Here is a 16,795-nt window from a genome sequence, read left to right on the forward strand (position 1 = left end):
AACCCATTTCCCTGTAGTAAATTACAAAAAATCTGATAGTATTTAATGGTAAAATAAAAATTGTCGTCTGACATCTGACTTAGAATAACTATTTGCCGATATAAATCATACATACAATTGGAGGTACTCATATTGAAAAAATTAATGATTGGCTTTTGTTTAATAGCTTTGTTATTAGCAGGCTGTTCAGTTTCTACGCCGGAAAAAGCGCAGGATGACTATAAAATTGGGATCTTACTCTCAGATGCAGGGCTCGGTGATGAATCGTTTAATGACTCGGCTTTTAAAGGGCTTGAGAAAGCACGCGATGAGTTAGGTATTTTGTTTGATTATAAAGAGGCGCCTGATGGCAATTACGAAGAGAAGCTAGAGGCACTTGTCGCAGAAAAGTATAACATCATTATTGGTCTTGGCTTCTCTGTACAGGAGGCTTTGGAAAAGACTGCGAAGAAATATCCTGATCAACAATTTGTCCTTATTGACGGGCAATCAGATGTTGCAAATATCACTTCCATCACCTTTAAAGAGCAGGAAGGTAGCTTTTTACTTGGAATGGTTGCAGCAATGACGAGTAAAACTGGAAAAATAGGATTTATTGGTGGCGCAAATGTTCCGGTTATCCATCATTTTGAGAACGGCTTTATTGAGGGAGCTAAATATTATAATCCAAATATCGAAATTATTAGTGAATATGCTGGCTCATTTGATGATACTGAGGTAGGTGCCGCAATCGCAGAACGTTACATAAAGAACAAAGTGGATTTTATTTATCACGCAGCGGGCTTCACAGGCTTTGGTGCCATAAAGAAAGCAGAAGAAATGGGCATATATGCGGCCGGAGTTGATATTGATCAATTTTACATTGCAGAAAAAACTGTCGTAACATCGATGTTAAAAAATGTCGACCAAGCTGTTTTTAAAATGGCTAAAACACTAGATGAGGACGGGAAAATTTCCGAAAAATCGTTTTCATTCGGTTTATCTGATAATGGAGTGGGCCTAGCGGATATACGTGTTATTAAACTTACACCTGAGCAACAGACTGCTATTGAAAAAGCAAAAGAAGATATTGTCTCAGGTAAAATAAAAGTTACTGCAGAAAAGGAGAACAGCCAGTGACACTTCGAAAAAAGTTATTTATGAACATACTGATACCCATTGTCCTCGCAATGGTTATGATTGGCTTTATTATCGTTCAAACATTTGATATCCAAACAACTGCAGAAGATGATACAGAACTATTACTGGCAGTGAAAGAACTTGAGCAAAGTTTAGTTGTAGCGAGCCAATCACTAAATAATTACACATATTTAGATAGTGAGGCCAATAAAAATGAAGCTCTTTCCATTTTAAAAGAAACGAAAGTAAATTTAGAAAAACTCTCAACGATTTCAAAAGTAGCTGAGCATAAGGCTATCATCAAAAAAATCGAGAATAAATACGACGAGTTAGCAAAAGCTTCAGAAGCAGGGTTCCTTGCTCACAATCGTCCTGAGATAAAAAAACAAGCAATAAGAATTTCTGGTATTTTGAATGATATGTATCTACTAAAAAAAGAAACAAATGAATGGTATAAAGAAATGAATGATTTGGCAAAGCAAAAAATTTCTTTCATTACCACAACAACAATAATTGGAAGTATCCTTCTAATTATTGCTACGATCATTTTTTCGTATTTCGCAACGAGAAGAATTACAAATCCAATTAACCGAATTGTGGATTATGCACAAGCGGTGGCTGCAGGGAATTTGACAATTGACACCTCTTCCCTCTCTTTTAAAAAAGGCAGTCGAAACGAAGTTGATCAATTAACTGAGAACTTTTCCAAAATGATTGTTAGCTTAAAAAGCACCGTACAATCCATTGATCATGTAGGAAAAAATGTTGGTCTCTTTACAAAGGATGTCACAAGCTATATTGAAACCGTTAACGAAGGCAATAAACAAATTGCTACATCAACAGACGAATTGGCAAAGGGAAGCCTAACGATATCAGAAGATATCCAGTCAACGGCTGTACTTATGAATACGATGGCAGATCAGTTTACTACTGTTCAGCAGACAAGTGAACAATCAGCAATAAACGGCAACCAGGCACTTACTGCTGTTCAAAATGGTCGTAGTTCACTAGAAAAGCAATCCTCTATCGCGAAGGATATATCATCCACTTCGATTAACATCAAAGAGGCTGTTACTCAATTCTCTCAATTCACAACAGAAATTGAAGGTGCAGCTAATGCAGTCCATGCTATAGCAGATCAAACAAATCTCTTAGCATTAAATGCTGCCATCGAAGCGGCACGTGCAGGAGAAGCCGGAAAAGGATTTGCAATTGTGGCACAGGAAGTCAAAAAACTATCTCATGAAACCGAAAAAGCAACGGCTTTCATCTCTTCTATGGTTACACATATACAAGATGGCATTACGCTCATTCTTTCTACTGCAGAACATGGACATCAGCTTTCAAAAGAACAATTACAATCGATGACCGATACAGAGAAGTCATTTGAGGCGATTGCTACTCATGTGTTAGACATTAATGACCAGTTACAGCACCTTACCGAGGATATGGAGCAAACAAGCGAAATGAGCCAGCAAATGAACAGTGCCATTGAAAACATTTCAGCTATTACGGAAGAAACCGCAGCAGGAACAGAAGAAATTTCCGCTTCTACCCAAGAGCAGCTACAATCCTTCCAGAAGATTAGTGAAAAGGTATCAGAACTTCAAGACATGACAAATACATTGTCTGTAGAACTTAAAAAATTTAAATTATAAAAATCAGCGCCCCTATTACTACAGACTAATAGGGGCGCTGATTAGCAACTTTTATTAATTACAAGACATCGGCTTCCGATACGGGCTACTCGCTTTCCTTCTGACGAGCGTCGAGTCGATTATTAGGATGAAGTGATAGCTAGAACTTTTGCCCATAAAAATTTATTTTAACCTTCACAATTTTTGGGTCTACTAAAGCCTCCCATTTATTATGCTTCGTAAATAAATTTTTCTAGTGTGTATTTTTCTAGTTTATCTTGTACTACATTATACCCAATACCAGGTAGGTCGGAAACTTGGATATGTCCTTGGTCATCCATGACAATTTCTGGCTCGATAATGTCCTCATGCCAATAGCGAGCAGACGGTGCTGTATCACCAGGTATTATAAAGTTTGGCAGTGTTGTAATTGCAATATTATGAGCACGACCAATCCCTGATTCTAGCATACCCCCACACCATACAGGGATCTGATGCTGTTGACATAAATCATGAATCTTTTTAGCCTCAGATAAGCCTCCAACACGCCCTACCTTTATATTAATCACTTTACAGCTACCAAGTTCAATTGCACGTCTAGCATCATCGTATGAATGAATACTTTCATCTAAGCAAATCGGTGTATTGAGTTCGCTTTGTAATTTTCGATGATCGACAATATCGTCATGCTCAAGTGGTTGCTCAATCATCAATAAATTTAATTGATCCATCTCTTTAAATAATGGTAAATCTTCTAACGAGTAGGCAGAATTGGCATCTGCCATTAAAGCAATATCACCAAAGCGCTCACGGATTACACGCAGTACTTCGATATCTTTTCCGGGCTTAATTTTAATCTTAATTTTTTTAAATCCTTGTTTTAAATAACCTTCAATGCTTTCTAGCAATACATTCGTATCATCTTCAATGCCTAGGCTAATGCCAACTGTAATTTCTTTTTTCTCTCCTCCAAGTGCTTGCGCTAAAGGTATACCCTGCTCTTTTGCATATAAGTCCCAAATAGCCGCTTCCACAGCAGATTTTGCCATATTATTACGTCGCACACGAGCAAATTTCTTATTTACCTCATCAGGGTGATTAAATTCCTGACCAATAACAAGTGGTATTAAAAATTCATCAATAATAGAGAATGCCGTCGAAGCTGTTTCTTCTCCATAATAAGGATAAGCGCTAACTACACATTCTCCATAACCAACATGCTTCTCACCATACGCTTCAATAATTAAGAAGATGCGTTCTTGCTGCGTCATAAAACTTGTTTCAAATGGTGATTTCATAGTCATTTTCATTTTACGGACTATTACTTTTTCAATTTTCATTTCTCAACACTCCCCTATTTGTAATATAAATGACAGGCTGTTTTATGGTCAGGCGAATGTTCGATCAACTCTGGCTCCACCGTCCTGCATTTGTCCATTGCAAAAGGGCATCTCGTCTGGAAAACACAGCCTGTCGGTGGATTCAATGGAGAAGGGATTTCCCCTTGCAGCTTAATCTTTTCACGTTTAATTCGTGGGTTGGGCACAGGAATTGCAGATAATAGTGCTTTCGTGTAAGGATGCATCGGATTGCTAAAAATTTCATCTGTCGTCGTTTCTTCTACTAGCTTTCCTAAATACATTACGCCAATTCGATTGGAAATATGGCGTACAACACTTAAATCCAAAGATGAAAATACTAGAGTGATACCTTATTTCAAGATAAATATTTCATTGTTAAATGGAGAACTGCGACTTCATTTCCGGTGTTTTCATAGCTATGCTTTCGATTTGCTTCAAATTGAATCGAATCAAATTCGTTTAATTCATACTTTTCTTGTCCAACTTGAATCGAAATTTCCCCTTTCATTACTGTTACAAATTCGATAGCTCCTTCATGATGAGGTTCTGCTTCATATATGCTATTCGGTTGCAAACAAGCACGATGCATTTCCAATCCTGTTTCTTTTTTGTAACGAAATATAGTCTCTAACCGCCACATGTGATTTTCTTCTATAGTAAATCCTTCTCCGCAGCGTGCAACATTTACTATATCTTCTATAACCATAAGCCGTGACAGCGGAATAGATAATCCTTTCGTAATCTTCCAAATGACACCTAATGTAGGATTCGTTTCTCCTCTCTCTATTTTCCCTAACGTTAATTTACTAACACCTGTTTTTTTCGCTAACTCTTCTAAACTTAATTTCTGTTCATTTCGTATTTGTCGTAACAGTTGACCAACTTGCAAAATAACTTCTTTTGTTTGCATATCTTCTTGTTCTTTCATAGGAATCTCCTGCTTTCGGTATATTATAGTTTACTTTTTACGCAAATAATTATATTATAATATATGTTTAGAAAGGAGCGAACGAAATGCGTGCTATCTTATTAGGTATTTTATCATCTGCGTTTTTTTCAGCTACATTTATTATAAATCGAGTTATGAACGTATCAGGAACAAGCTGGGCTTGGACTGCTTCCTTCCGTTTTTTATTCGCTTTACCCATTTTATTCTTTATCGTCCTATTTCGCAAAAACCTTCGTCCACTATGGGTAGAAATGCGTAAACATCCTTTGGCATGGCTTGGTTATGGCACAATAGCCGGGGTTGGATTTTATTCCTTATTAAGCTATGCTGCTGTATTTAGTCCTGCATGGCTCGTAGCAGGTACATGGCAAATAACCATTTTAGCTGGTTTGTTATTATCTCCGTTATTTTTTATTACATTGGAGACGAAGTCAGGAGTTAAACGAGTTCGCGGTAAAATTCCAATGCGAAGCTTACTCGTTTCCTTACTTATTTTAACGGGTGTCATTTGTATGCAATTAACAGAAGCTGGGGACATTACTGTTTCTCAATTTTTATCTGGCTTCCTCCCTGTAGTTATCGCTGCATTTTTATATCCTTTCGGTAATAGAAAAATGATGGAAGTCGTTGATGGACGCTTAGATACATTTCAACGCGTATTAGGCATGGCAATTGGTAGCCTTCCTGTCAGTATTATATTAGCGATTTATGGTTGGACTACAACTGGCATTCCAACATCTGGGCAAATGATGCAAGGTTTCTTATTAGCATTATGTTCGGGTGTCATCGCCACAATGACATTTTTCTTCGCTACTGACTTAGCGAAAAATAACCTTTCTTTGTTAGGGGCAGTGGAGGCAACACAAGCAGGAACAATGATTTTTACTGTTCTTGGTGAAATCCTTTTTTTAAATGGTTCTTGGCCTGTTGGAGTATCTTTAATCGGTATGATCATTATTATGATTGGAATGATAGCCAATAGTATTTTAAATCGTTCTGTTCCTGTATCCAGACAAAAGAAAGAGGCATAGCTTTACTTTCTTCAAGTAGCATTTTACATCGTGTAAAATGCTATTTATTTTTCATGTTGCCAAAGAATTAAGTTGTAATTCAAGATCATTCAAAGTGTCTCAATTATGCCTCAGCATAACATAATTGCGTCGGGAGGCTTTAACTTCTTTCAGCGAGTGTAGGGACCATCGATGCGTCCGATAGCGGGCATTTTCACCCATTTATCCTTATTCTAAGCCTTTTTTTCTATATATTCATGGTATACTTTTACGGAACTTTAGCGGAAAGGAGATTTCCACGCCCTATGTTAAAAGAACGAATCGATTTTTTGTGCAAAAAGAAAACCATCACCCGCAAAGAGCTGGTTGAAGGTTTAGTGACGCAAACCCATTTTGCCAATATCCTCGCAGAGCGTTACCCTCTTGCCGCTGATTTGGCTGAACATATAGCCTCCCGTCTCAGCGTCTCTCCTGCTTATTTGCTGCAGGCTTCATCTCAATCGCCGGATACATTGGCAAAGGCAGAGAGCATTTTCGAAATGTTATCCCAATCCACAGCATCCATCGATGAACAGCAGGTTAACGATCTGCCGGACCGCGACGATGCTTTAACCGTTGAGTTGACCACAGCCTTAATGAAAGCCGTATATTACCAGCAGCTTAATGACGCGGCAGCTCATGATTATTTGCACCGGAACTATTTGAATTATTACTTGGATAAATACGGTCGTCCTGACGACAATGATCTGCCCCTGCCAGCCAAAAAAGCGATGTTTTATTATAAAATCCAACTTTTCAGATCCAAACACCATTACCACGAGGCACTGCTTCAAGCACGAAAACTTGCGGAACTGCTCGCTCCAGGCAGCGAGCCATGGCTGACGGCGCATAATTTCATGCTTGAGGCCTTTATCTATTTGAAACAGTATGATCAGGCGAAACAGACGTTTGAGCAAATGATGAAGCATGTCTATGAACAAAGGCTCTTTCACCGTTTGAGCGGGTTCTATCTCACCTACAGCGGTTATCAGTTTACGGTCGGACTTGTTCAGGAAGCGCTGCTAGCCTTATCCATGGCGGAAGCACATTTGGTTTACACCTCCAGTCAGGGCGAAATGATGACATCCATAATGAACAACCGAATTATCATGCAAACGCTGCTGGGCGAATATGACAAAGCCGCATTGGAGATTGACCGCTTTAAAGAAATGATTCGGCGCGAACCAGAAGAAATTAGACAGAAGTTCCAACCGCTGCTCGATATTTACCGCTGCGAGTTGGAACTAAAACAAAAGCAATGGGCATTGCTCCCGCAGATGATCAAGGCGCTTGAAAGCAGCGCCGAAACAACCGATCAACAAATGTCGCTGCAGTTCTACCAAAGCCAACTCTTGTTTGCGCAGGGGCAGTTCGAACGTTCAATGGAGCATGCCATGGCCTGTTTGCCTTATTTTGAGTCCATTCAGCAAACCAACCGCTTGGAGACTCTATATGAGTCGCTTGCCGTCGTCTCTGAGGATGCCAGAAAATACAAGGAATCAGCTGCCTATTACAAGAAGCTAGTTTACCTTCTGCGGAGCAAATAATAAACCGGAGTTTCAGTCGGAAAACCGCAATACGAATGGGCTGTTCCAAACGTTAAAAGGCAGATTTTCCGCTTTTTATTGCAGTAAAGGGTGGATCTTCGCAAAATTCACCCCTTAAACTGGAAGTAAAACCTTTGATTACCGCCACCATATTGTATCCCTTCAAACCCATTGTCGCCTTTCCATCCGCTGTTTACAATTGTGATAGAGACATCGATGAACTCAAAAATACGATTGTAGCGAGGTGCTTAACATATGGGCTGGTTCAGTAAAAAGAAACATGCACAGGACAATTTGGAAAAAGCGGATCAAGTATTAAATAAAGGCTTAAGCGGCATGATGATGAAGGGACTCATCCCCAAGCAGCATCGCGAAGCCATGAATCAAAGCATTGAGCAGACTAGGCAAGCGCAGATGGCCACGGGAGGTTCCGTTCCTATCACCGCTACCGCTATCGTCCTTTCGGTACGCGATACCGGAAAACTGATTAATTTTGAACCGGTTGTTATTTTGGAGCTGGAGGTGACGGAAACCCGTGGCAGCCGTTATACGAAAACGCTCGAAACGCTTGTATCCAAATTACAGGTGCCACGGGCCGGGGACCACATCGGACTCGGACAGCATCCGGCCAATCCGGCGGAACTCATCTATGTTGGCCCCATGACTTGAATCTGACCCAGGAGGATAATGATGCAAAAAATCTTAACATCACTTGGCATGATTACCGTGCTTGGCGTTTGCTTTTCCCCGCTGCTGGCTAATTGGATATGGGACGATCCCTTTATCATTATAGGTTCTTCTTGGTTTGTGCCAGCCATCTTTTCCAGCATTGCCCTGTTGATTCTTCCACCCATATTGAGTAACGTCTTTGGTGTCGGTACCGTCAAGAAGGGGCAGTCAGCAGTGGGACTAATCACGAATATCCAGCAAACCGGAACGGTGATTAACAATAAACCGGAAGTCAAGCTGGAGCTGATGGTAACAAGACAGGGCCACGACAAATACCCGGCCAAGCTGCGGATGATTGTTCCTGTCGCGAATTTACCACAATTTCAGCCTGGATTCATTATTCCCTTACTGGTCTCAGAGAAAAATCCCTACAAGATCAGTTTTGATGCCAAAGGTCATATGAATCAAAATGATCTTCAATCGCTTTTTAATGAACAGCTTGTTAAACAAGGTTTGAGTCCGGAACTAGCGGATATTGCGCAAACCGGGGAGAAAGGTCTAGCTAAAGTAATGGATGTGGTACCACTGGGTATGGCCGCATCCGGAAAAGTTCAACTGCAGCTTACTCTCGCCGTTACCAAACTAAACGGGGAAACATTCAAGGTGACGGTACAAAAAGATCTGCTTGTCGTGAATCTTGCCCGGGTGCAGCAAGGTCAAATCATCAATGTCATCTATTCCCCGCAGGACCCTGCGAAGCTGACGATCGTGCTGCCGGTCACGGAGCAGGAAATCCGGCAGACATTCGGTACATAAACATGGAAAAGCGTTAGCCTCCGGGTTGCAGCCGGACCTCTTCATTTTTAACTTTATTTATGGCTGAATGAAACACAAATCAAAAACAATAATGATAAAATTCGGTAAAACCCAATCGATGCAAATAGAAACAACCTTTCATTTATGGTACTATACACAAAATATTTTAAAAGAGAAAGAAGTGAGGAAACTGAATTACGGAAAAACGATGGTTGAATTTTTTTCTAGCGCGGAAGAACTTAAACAGCTTCACAAAATAATTAATGATTACAACTTACCTATTAAAAGTGAAGATACCTTTGAAAAACAAGTGGTGGGGGTTAGTGAATATTTAAATGAACCTACTTTTATCGAAGCTCGGAATAAAAAACGATCTTTAAACATTATCTCGGGTGTTATTGCATTACCAATCATTGTCTTTATTGTTTATATGATATTAGGAAAGTTAAAAGTAATAGATCGAGGGGATATCTTTAAAAATGTACTTGATTGGTTTTTAGCTTATCCATGGGCGTTTATTCTGTACGCTTTTGTATTTGCTTCTATTGTAATTGCACATAAATTAATAGAAAAGAAAATGTATTATAAAATATATCCTAATTTAAAGTTTAAATTATTGGACCAATTAAACTAAAATATTGAAAAGCAGTTTTTAACTAACTTTCTCTCCAAATCAATTAAAAAAATACCTTTAAGGAGATAGGAAAGGGTGAGCGCTCTTTCTGCTTTAGGATAAATTAAAAACACAAGATAAGAAAAACAAAATCCCGAATAACGTTCAATATTCGGGATTTTCCTTATTATAAAGTTAAGCCACCATCAACTAGAACTATTGATCCTGTCATATAACTAGCGCGTTCAGATGCTAAGAAAGCAACCATTTCTGCTAACTCTTCTGGTGCTGCATAACGTCCCATTCGCATGTTCGGAAGTTCATCTGGAATATAGCCAGTTGTTTCAAACATTTCTGTAACACTATTTGTTAACGCTGTTTGAACACCGCCTGGACAAATAGCATTAATGCGAATGCCTTTTTTAACGTATTCTAACGAAGCTGATTTAGTCAAACCAACTACAGCATGTTTACTTGCAGAATATGCAGCCATACTGTGTTCGCTTCGGATACCTGCCGTTGAAGCTGTATTAATGATTGAGCCACTACCTTGACCTTCCATTACTTTCAAAACATGTTTTAAGCCAAGAAATACACCTTTTACATTGATGGACATAATACGATCATATTCAGTATCTTCAATCTCTGTAAGTGGTGAAATTTTTTGAATAATCCCAGCATTATTCAAAAATACATCGATCCGTCCGTATGTTTCAAGCGCAGCATTTACATATTTCTGAACATCTTCACTTTTCGAAACATCGGCTTGAACGAAGATACCTTCGCCACCCTGTTCCTTAATCAGGCTTAAAGTTTCTTCACCTGTTTCCTTATTGAAATCGACAACTACAACTTTTGCTCCATTATTAGCAAATTTAATACTACTGGCTCTGCCAATACCGCTTCCAGCTCCAGTTACAACTGCAATTTTATTTAAAAGATCCATACTTAATTTCCCCCTTGATATATTGAATTCACAATCTATTTCATTGCCTAATTAACTATTTTTATTGTATTATTCTACACAAAATAGTATTTTCTCATTGTATTTAGCCAAAAATATTACTATTTTCATGTTGATTATCCAAAATAGAAATGGGGTTATAAAGATGAAAATCTCCTCAATTGATCTTCAATATATCTGTCAGCAAATATATGAAACACATCATCTTCCTGTTTTTTATATCAATCAATTTGGAGAGATAGTTTTTGAGTACACTTCAAAAGGTTTCCAGCAAAGTTCGCAATATGCTCCCTTAAAAGATCTCATTCGAGCATATCCATATCATACTACTTCAAGTGATTTCCCAATTTTTTTCGCTAACGCTGATTTTAATTTTTTCTATATTAATTTGAAAATGGATCAGCAATTTTTAGGTTCAATCATAGTAGGACCTACCCTTTCCTCAGAAATATCTGATGAAAAAATAAATTTCTATGATGACGATCAACCCATTCCTTTTCTCCATTATCAACAATTTTTAGCAATTAGTTTATTCGTTTACTATCTTATTTATGGACAAAAATTAAACAAAACGATGGTTATCCAGAACAACCAAGCATTAAAACCCATTTTTACTCAAGAAGAAAATACGATTCTGGAACTTTCAAATGCAAGAAGAAATTTTAATGTCCATACAAATCTCTACTATGAAAAAATATTGTTAGACTATGTTAAAAATGGGCGTAAGGAGAAATTAAATGAGCTGACTAACTACTCTATAGTCGGAGAAGCGGAGCTTGGTGTACTGTCTAAACGTAGTAGACTAAGAAGTGTACAGAATCTGATGATAACAGGAATTGCTCTTATTTGTCGTGCAGCCATTGAAGGTGGTTTAAATGAAGAAATCGCATTTACGTTAAGTGATTTTTATATCCAAAAACTTGAGGAGCAGGGTAACTTATTATCGATACTTTCCCTAATGGAGGAAGCCATCTACAACTTTACCAATCGCGTGTCTCAATCTAATAAAGATAAATACTCTGCTACAATCAAAACTTGTCAACATTATATTGATAATCACATTTATGGTGAAGTTACATTGGATCAGCTTGCTGACATTTGCCATTTAAGTCCCAATTATCTATCCTCTTTATTTAAAAAGGAAGTCGACATTTCAATCAGTGAATATATTCAACAGCAACGTATTGATGAAGCAAAGAGGCTATTGACTTTCACAAATTATCCAATCTTAGATATTGGTTCATTACTAAATTTCACAGATCAAAGCTATTTCATTAAAATCTTTAAAAAATTCACTGGCACCACACCAAAACAGTACAGGAATGAGCACTCTAACAAATGATATTGGAGTCAAATTAAATAGAAGGTGAAAATATTGCCAAGCCTACGATTTCACCTTCTATTTTAAGCTTTTTCAACACATAACAAAATTTCTTTTAAAATGGGTGTCATATAACTTTTTACGGTATTTATTAGCTAAAATCTGCTTATAATTATTTTTGTGGTATTAATATCGGCACAATGATTCTTTCCTGTTTTCACTGTAATCTAATCATTTGCCCATCTCTTCTACTTTTTAAATTTAAGAATTTTCCGCAAACTTAATAGACGTATCAACAATAATAGAGATAAACAACTTTAAATCCTTTAATACTTTGGATTAATGTAAATACCTACAGCCTAGATGATTTCTTCCCATCCAGTTGCCCTTTCGCTCGTTCAATCATCTTGCGCTTTTGAATTTTTTCATGCGTTAATTGTAAAGATTGTTTTAATGTTTGTGTCCTCTTAGCTTGTTGAAGTGCAATCATCATTGTTGGAATTAAGCTAGCTTCAGAAACGGGTTTAACTAGATACCCCATTATATTATCTTGCCTAGACTTTTCTATAAATTCTTTTTGACTGTATGCAGTAATCAACAATACTGGTATATCTAGCTGACGACCAATAACCTCGCTTGCCTTTAAACCATTTAGTTTTGGCATTTCTATGTCCATTAACACCAAATCCGGTTTTAACTTAAAAGCGAGTTCAATCGCTCGATCCCCATCTCCTGCTTCCCCGATTACCTCATAGCCGTTATGCCGAAGCATCATTTTTAAGTCCAGTCTAATAATTGGTTCATCTTCAGCAATCAGAATCCGTTTTTTCATAAAACATCACAACCTTTCTGGACAGGGAGAATACTACATTTTTAAATTTCTTTGTTGAGCAAAAGACACTCCTGAACACTTTGCATGAAGCATTTGTTCGATTAAATCAGATAGATAGGCACCAGCTTCAACTGAAGTCAATCCATCTTTATGGATATTTGAAATGACCGTCCGATCAGCTTCAACTGTTTTTTCAGTAGGCCTATAAATCATGTATGCGCTCAAGCTTTCATCTGTATTTAGACCTGGCCTTTCACCAATCAATGAAATGACAAGGTCACAATTAACAATAGCAGCTACTTCGTCTTGCACCCATACACGCCCTCGCTTAATAAAAAACGGCTTTGCGACACTTATATTTTTTAATTTTAGCCCTTGTATTAAAGCAGGTAGTAAATCAACTACATTTGCTTCTACCGCAGAGGAGCTCAATCCATCACAAACAATAATTTGAACATCTTTGCTCTTATCCCCGTTCTTTTCAAGATACTTAATAGATTCATCCGATAACTTTCGACCAGCATCTAAATCCATTAAGTAAGTTTTCATATCACTAGCTTTCGTCTCCAGCTTATGCAGCCCCATATTCTGAAGAAAATTATCACTTACATCTCTTAATACAGCATCCTGTGCAGCTGCATGATCAATTAAAAATTGTAAATAGCTTGTCGTCAACATACGAGTTCCAGTTCGACCAATACCAATACGGGCAGGTGTAATACTTTGTGCCCGTTCTATAGATGCAACATTATGCGGCTTGTCTACCCCTTTTATACGTTCTTCCGGAAAATAGATGATTTCTTCTTTATTTTGATCGGTATCATTTTTTGGTGAATCCATGTTTTTCTTCACTTCTTCTACTACTCTTTGAACAATCTCCTGAATATCCATTTTGCTCCTCCCTCCTCAATCAAAAATTGATAAGTCTCCTGCACGTTTCGTCAACTTTCCATTTTCCATTAGGCCCATATTCTCCAACCATTTTTCAAATTCCCGAAGTGGTCTTAAGCCTAGAATCTCACGCAAACTAGCATCATCGTGATAGCTTGTATCTTGATAATTCAGCATGACATCATCTCCACCCGGTACCCCCATGTAAAAATTCGCTCCGGCAACTGCCGTTATGACACCGGCAACTTCCTGATCATTTTGATCGGCATCCATATGATTTGTATAAGTTGGAGCGATTCCCATTGGTAAACCATGTAATTTCCCCATAAATCCATCTTCAAGATCCGCTCTAATTAATTGGCGTCCATCATAAAGTGTCTCCGGTCCAATAAAGCCAGAAACGGTATTCACCATGAAAGGCTTCCAGTGACGTGCAAAACCGTAGCTTCTTGATTCAAGGGTTTGCATATCTATCCCAAAATCAGCATTTAAAGATACCTCCGAACCTTGTCCTGTTTCAAAATACATAAAGTTTGGACCTGCAGAAGTACCATATCGAGCCATCATCTCATAGCCCTCATCAAGAATTTTTTTAGATATACCGAACGCTTCATTCCCTTTTTGTGTACCAGCTAAACTTTGAAACATAAGAGCGATAGGTGCCCCCTGCTTTAAAGCTTCCATTTGTGTTGTTATATGGGCCAAAACACAATTTTGAGTTGGAATTTGCCATTTCTCAATAAATTCATGAGAAAGTGTTAAAAGTTTTTTGACCGATTCAATCGTATCCACATTCGGATTGATACCAATAACCGCATCACCCGCTCCGTAGGACAACCCTTCCTTTATTGAATACAAAATGCCTTCTGGAACATCATTTGGATGGTTGGGCTGACAACGAAATGCTAAGCGACCGGGCTCTCCAATTGTAGTATTGCAATGTGCTTGATATTTCATTTTCTGTGAAGCAAGAACAAGATCAATGCTTGACATCAGCTTGGCAACAGCTGAAATCATTTCACTTGTTAGTCCCCTTGAAAGTTTCAATAATTGATCTCTACCTGTATCTGATGACAAAATATAATTTCTCAGTTCACCGACAGTCCAACTTTGAATATCTTTGTAAATCGTGTCGCTAATATCATCATAAATCAAGCGTGTTACTTCATCGATCTCATACGGAATAACCGGATTCTCATAAATTTCTTTCAGCTGCATCTTGCTAAGTACTACTTTTGCTGCCATGCGCTCAAGCGATGATTCCGCTGCTACCCGCGCCATCACATCCCCAGATTTCGCTTCACTCGCTTTTGCAAGTACCTCCCTTACCGACGAAAACGTATAATGAGTTCCTTTTACTACACAAGACAATTTCATCATTTAACACCCCTTTTTATATGCTAAAAATTGCAATCAAACGAAAAAAAAAGCGCTTTCACTTATCCCTGAAGAAATTTTCTTCGGGCGTGAAAGGCGCCTTTGCCTCAGTTATTATTTTAATTCATTCTACACTACTAGCAAATATTTTGTAAATAGTTCGAAAACAATAACAACATCTATTAAAAATGATATTTATTTTAAAATATACAATTCCTCAAGATTTAAAAAACTTGTAACTGTTTAACTAAAGCTTTAATTAGGAGACCTATTGTCATTTAGTATTAACTACGGTAGATACTATCGGAAAGGTTATTGAAACTTTTGTCCCTTCCTCAGAAATAGGGAATGAAAAAACTCCTTGTAGCTTCTCTTCAACTAACATTTCTACAAGCTGTAATCCTAAAGATGACAGACCGCCTATAGAAAAAGGATTGCCAATTCCACATCCATCATCCGTTACTGTAATCGTAACCATTTGCTTTCGTTGCCTCAAATTTATAGCAATTTTCCCGTAATTTCGTGAAGGAAAGGCATGCTTAATGCTATTTTGAACTAACTCATTAACAATCAGTGCTATGGCTGTTGCTTGATCTGAAGGACAGCATACAGATTCCCCTTCTACAGACACAGTAATATGTTGACCTGGAATAATGGACGAGGAAACTAACAAAGTAGAAATTTGTTGTATTAAAAGTTTAATATCTGCTTCATCAATTCCACGCTGAGCCAAATAATCATGCACTAAAGCCATACTAGATATACGAGATATACTGTCATGAAATACCTCAGCCACTTCTTCCGAGTGAGTACGTTGCATTTGTAACCGTAGCAAACTTGAAATAACCTGTAAATTATTTTTAACACGATGATGAATTTCCTGAACGACAATAGCTTGAAATACACGTTGCTTGTCTTCACTATTAGTCGCTTTCATAAGCTGCTCTATATTTCTTTCGTTCTGTACTACCTGTGAGATATCTCTTTCCTTAATTAATACCGCAATAGTATCTCCAAACTGGTCATTTATAGGAACAATATCTTGTTGCATGATTCCGCGCTCTTCCGTAATGCCCCTCGATCCAAAAAGTGGTTTTCCGGTTTTTAAACTAAATAAAACACCCGGCTCCATTTCTTCATATGCGATTTGCCCTAACATACTATTTTTATACAAAGATACTATAGTGGTAGGCTTTGCTTCAGCTACAACGAAAGATGCGCTATCTTCTTCCAAAAGACAATTAATAAAGATGTCTGCTTGAGAAAGGTCAGCTATTATTTGTAGATTTTGGGCCATACCTAAAATAATTTCACACTGTTCATTTGATAAATTTGTCAATAGTTCTAAATCTAAAATTCCCATCATGATATGCGCTCCCCTCTCCCTAGTTTTCCAAACACTATAGCAAAAATAAAAAGTGTGTTCAATATGATATAAAAATAGTAATTCAAGATACCCTAGAGGGATGGTAGTATTGGCACAATGGGATGAAAAAGAATCCTTTCTCTCATGGTCCGGAATAACAACAAATTGATACTCTAACAAAATAAAGAGCGTGTTTTAAATCGAAAACCGATTAAAACACGCTCTTTATAAAAAAGCTTAATCTATTAATTACTACATGCTTAGTTGTTAATTGCGCCAGCAGA

At 37.8% G+C, this 16,795-nt stretch carries 15 protein-coding genes and 1 pseudogene; 8 read left to right on the plus strand and 8 right to left on the minus strand.

The annotated features are described in order from the left end of the window. Positions 1-132: 132 nt before the first annotated feature. Together ACFXN8_RS11470 and ACFXN8_RS11475 are read left to right on the plus strand one after the other, a co-directional pair. A complete protein-coding gene (locus ACFXN8_RS11470) occupies positions 133-1,119 on the plus strand; it encodes a BMP family lipoprotein (RefSeq protein WP_386845166.1) in 987 nt (328 codons plus the stop codon). Next, on the plus strand, positions 1,116-2,777 hold the full coding sequence (locus ACFXN8_RS11475) for a methyl-accepting chemotaxis protein (RefSeq protein ID WP_386845168.1): 1,662 nt from the start codon (positions 1,116-1,118) through the stop codon (positions 2,775-2,777). Before ACFXN8_RS11470 ends, ACFXN8_RS11475 begins: the two co-directional genes overlap by 4 nt. A gap of 209 nt (positions 2,778-2,986) precedes the next feature. Here the strand turns inward: ACFXN8_RS11475 and menC are convergent, their stop codons facing one another. From menC to ACFXN8_RS11490, 3 genes and pseudogenes are all read right to left on the minus strand, one after another. Continuing rightward, a complete protein-coding gene (gene menC, locus ACFXN8_RS11480; RefSeq protein WP_386845170.1) occupies positions 2,987-4,096 on the minus strand; it encodes an o-succinylbenzoate synthase in 1,110 nt (369 codons plus the stop codon). Between the two features lie 14 nt (positions 4,097-4,110). Beyond that, positions 4,111-4,467, minus strand: a pseudogene (locus tag ACFXN8_RS11485) (oligopeptide/dipeptide ABC transporter ATP-binding protein); the annotation flags it as partial. 5 nt (positions 4,468-4,472) lie between these two features. Next, the gene (locus tag ACFXN8_RS11490; protein ID WP_376078068.1) at positions 4,473-5,045 is read right to left on the minus strand and encodes a helix-turn-helix domain-containing protein; all 573 of its coding nucleotides are present in this window, start codon (positions 5,043-5,045) and stop codon (positions 4,473-4,475) included. A gap of 86 nt (positions 5,046-5,131) precedes the next feature. Between ACFXN8_RS11490 and ACFXN8_RS11495 the strand changes: the two genes are divergently transcribed. The 5 genes from ACFXN8_RS11495 to ACFXN8_RS11515 all read left to right on the plus strand — a co-directional run bounded on the left by ACFXN8_RS11495 (position 5,132) and on the right by ACFXN8_RS11515 (position 9,781). After that, the gene (locus ACFXN8_RS11495) at positions 5,132-6,097 is read left to right on the plus strand and encodes a DMT family transporter (protein ID WP_376078066.1); all 966 of its coding nucleotides are present in this window, start codon (positions 5,132-5,134) and stop codon (positions 6,095-6,097) included. A gap of 284 nt (positions 6,098-6,381) precedes the next feature. Continuing rightward, a complete protein-coding gene (locus tag ACFXN8_RS11500; protein ID WP_386845172.1) occupies positions 6,382-7,662 on the plus strand; it encodes an XRE family transcriptional regulator in 1,281 nt (426 codons plus the stop codon). Positions 7,663-7,917: 255 nt separating this feature from the next. Continuing rightward, positions 7,918-8,331 (plus strand): hypothetical protein, encoded by a 414-nt coding sequence (locus ACFXN8_RS11505; RefSeq protein ID WP_376078062.1) that lies wholly within the window; start codon positions 7,918-7,920, stop codon positions 8,329-8,331. Positions 8,332-8,352: 21 nt separating this feature from the next. Then, positions 8,353-9,147, plus strand: coding sequence for a hypothetical protein (locus tag ACFXN8_RS11510; RefSeq protein WP_386845174.1), 795 nt, complete (start codon positions 8,353-8,355; stop codon positions 9,145-9,147). 118 nt (positions 9,148-9,265) lie between these two features. Next, the gene (locus ACFXN8_RS11515; protein ID WP_386845176.1) at positions 9,266-9,781 is read left to right on the plus strand and encodes a DUF6097 family protein; all 516 of its coding nucleotides are present in this window, start codon (positions 9,266-9,268) and stop codon (positions 9,779-9,781) included. Between the two features lie 166 nt (positions 9,782-9,947). Here the strand turns inward: ACFXN8_RS11515 and ACFXN8_RS11520 are convergent, their stop codons facing one another. Then, positions 9,948-10,706, minus strand: a complete 759-nt coding sequence (locus tag ACFXN8_RS11520) for an SDR family NAD(P)-dependent oxidoreductase (protein ID WP_386845178.1) — start codon at positions 10,704-10,706, stop codon at positions 9,948-9,950. Positions 10,707-10,869: 163 nt separating this feature from the next. On the opposite strand from ACFXN8_RS11520, the gene ACFXN8_RS11525 reads away from it, so the two are divergent. Next, the gene (locus ACFXN8_RS11525) at positions 10,870-12,066 is read left to right on the plus strand and encodes an AraC family transcriptional regulator (protein WP_386845180.1); all 1,197 of its coding nucleotides are present in this window, start codon (positions 10,870-10,872) and stop codon (positions 12,064-12,066) included. Positions 12,067-12,397: 331 nt separating this feature from the next. On the opposite strand, the gene ACFXN8_RS11530 is transcribed toward ACFXN8_RS11525, so the two are convergent. The 4 genes from ACFXN8_RS11530 to ACFXN8_RS11545 all read right to left on the minus strand — a co-directional run bounded on the left by ACFXN8_RS11530 (position 12,398) and on the right by ACFXN8_RS11545 (position 16,511). Next, entirely contained in the window at positions 12,398-12,877 is a 480-nt protein-coding gene (locus ACFXN8_RS11530; RefSeq protein WP_376078056.1) for an ANTAR domain-containing response regulator, read from the minus strand. A 33-nt stretch (positions 12,878-12,910) separates the two neighbouring features. Continuing rightward, on the minus strand, positions 12,911-13,768 hold the full coding sequence (eutC, locus tag ACFXN8_RS11535) for an ethanolamine ammonia-lyase subunit EutC (RefSeq protein WP_386845182.1): 858 nt from the start codon (positions 13,766-13,768) through the stop codon (positions 12,911-12,913). Between the two features lie 15 nt (positions 13,769-13,783). Next, positions 13,784-15,145, minus strand: coding sequence for an ethanolamine ammonia-lyase subunit EutB (locus ACFXN8_RS11540; protein ID WP_386845254.1), 1,362 nt, complete (start codon positions 15,143-15,145; stop codon positions 13,784-13,786). A gap of 274 nt (positions 15,146-15,419) precedes the next feature. Then, on the minus strand, positions 15,420-16,511 hold the full coding sequence (locus ACFXN8_RS11545) for a sensor histidine kinase (RefSeq protein ID WP_386845184.1): 1,092 nt from the start codon (positions 16,509-16,511) through the stop codon (positions 15,420-15,422). Positions 16,512-16,795: the final 284 nt, after the last annotated feature.

The organism is Lysinibacillus sp. NPDC059133 (genome assembly GCF_042755925.1).
Taxonomy (GTDB): domain Bacteria; phylum Bacillota; class Bacilli; order Bacillales_A; family Planococcaceae; genus Lysinibacillus.

What these genes read in the sequence shown, in the direction of transcription:
- eutC (WP_386845182.1), bottom strand. Translation starts at nt 13,768, where the DNA reads ATGGATATTCAGGAGATTGTTCAAAGAGTAGTAGAAGAAGTGAAGAAA.
- ACFXN8_RS11545 (WP_386845184.1), bottom strand. Translation starts at nt 16,511, where the DNA reads ATGATGGGAATTTTAGATTTAGAACTATTGACAAATTTATCAAATGAA.
- ACFXN8_RS11510 (WP_386845174.1), top strand. Translation starts at nt 8,353, where the DNA reads ATGCAAAAAATCTTAACATCACTTGGCATGATTACCGTGCTTGGCGTT.
- ACFXN8_RS11520 (WP_386845178.1), bottom strand. Translation starts at nt 10,706, where the DNA reads ATGGATCTTTTAAATAAAATTGCAGTTGTAACTGGAGCTGGAAGCGGT.
- ACFXN8_RS11490 (WP_376078068.1), bottom strand. Translation starts at nt 5,045, where the DNA reads ATGAAAGAACAAGAAGATATGCAAACAAAAGAAGTTATTTTGCAAGTT.
- ACFXN8_RS11530 (WP_376078056.1), bottom strand. Translation starts at nt 12,877, where the DNA reads ATGAAAAAACGGATTCTGATTGCTGAAGATGAACCAATTATTAGACTG.
- ACFXN8_RS11525 (WP_386845180.1), top strand. Translation starts at nt 10,870, where the DNA reads ATGAAAATCTCCTCAATTGATCTTCAATATATCTGTCAGCAAATATAT.
- ACFXN8_RS11505 (WP_376078062.1), top strand. Translation starts at nt 7,918, where the DNA reads ATGGGCTGGTTCAGTAAAAAGAAACATGCACAGGACAATTTGGAAAAA.
- ACFXN8_RS11495 (WP_376078066.1), top strand. Translation starts at nt 5,132, where the DNA reads ATGCGTGCTATCTTATTAGGTATTTTATCATCTGCGTTTTTTTCAGCT.
- menC (WP_386845170.1), bottom strand. Translation starts at nt 4,096, where the DNA reads ATGAAAATTGAAAAAGTAATAGTCCGTAAAATGAAAATGACTATGAAA.
- ACFXN8_RS11540 (WP_386845254.1), bottom strand. Translation starts at nt 15,145, where the DNA reads ATGAAATTGTCTTGTGTAGTAAAAGGAACTCATTATACGTTTTCGTCG.
- ACFXN8_RS11515 (WP_386845176.1), top strand. Translation starts at nt 9,266, where the DNA reads ATGCAAATAGAAACAACCTTTCATTTATGGTACTATACACAAAATATT.
- ACFXN8_RS11500 (WP_386845172.1), top strand. Translation starts at nt 6,382, where the DNA reads ATGTTAAAAGAACGAATCGATTTTTTGTGCAAAAAGAAAACCATCACC.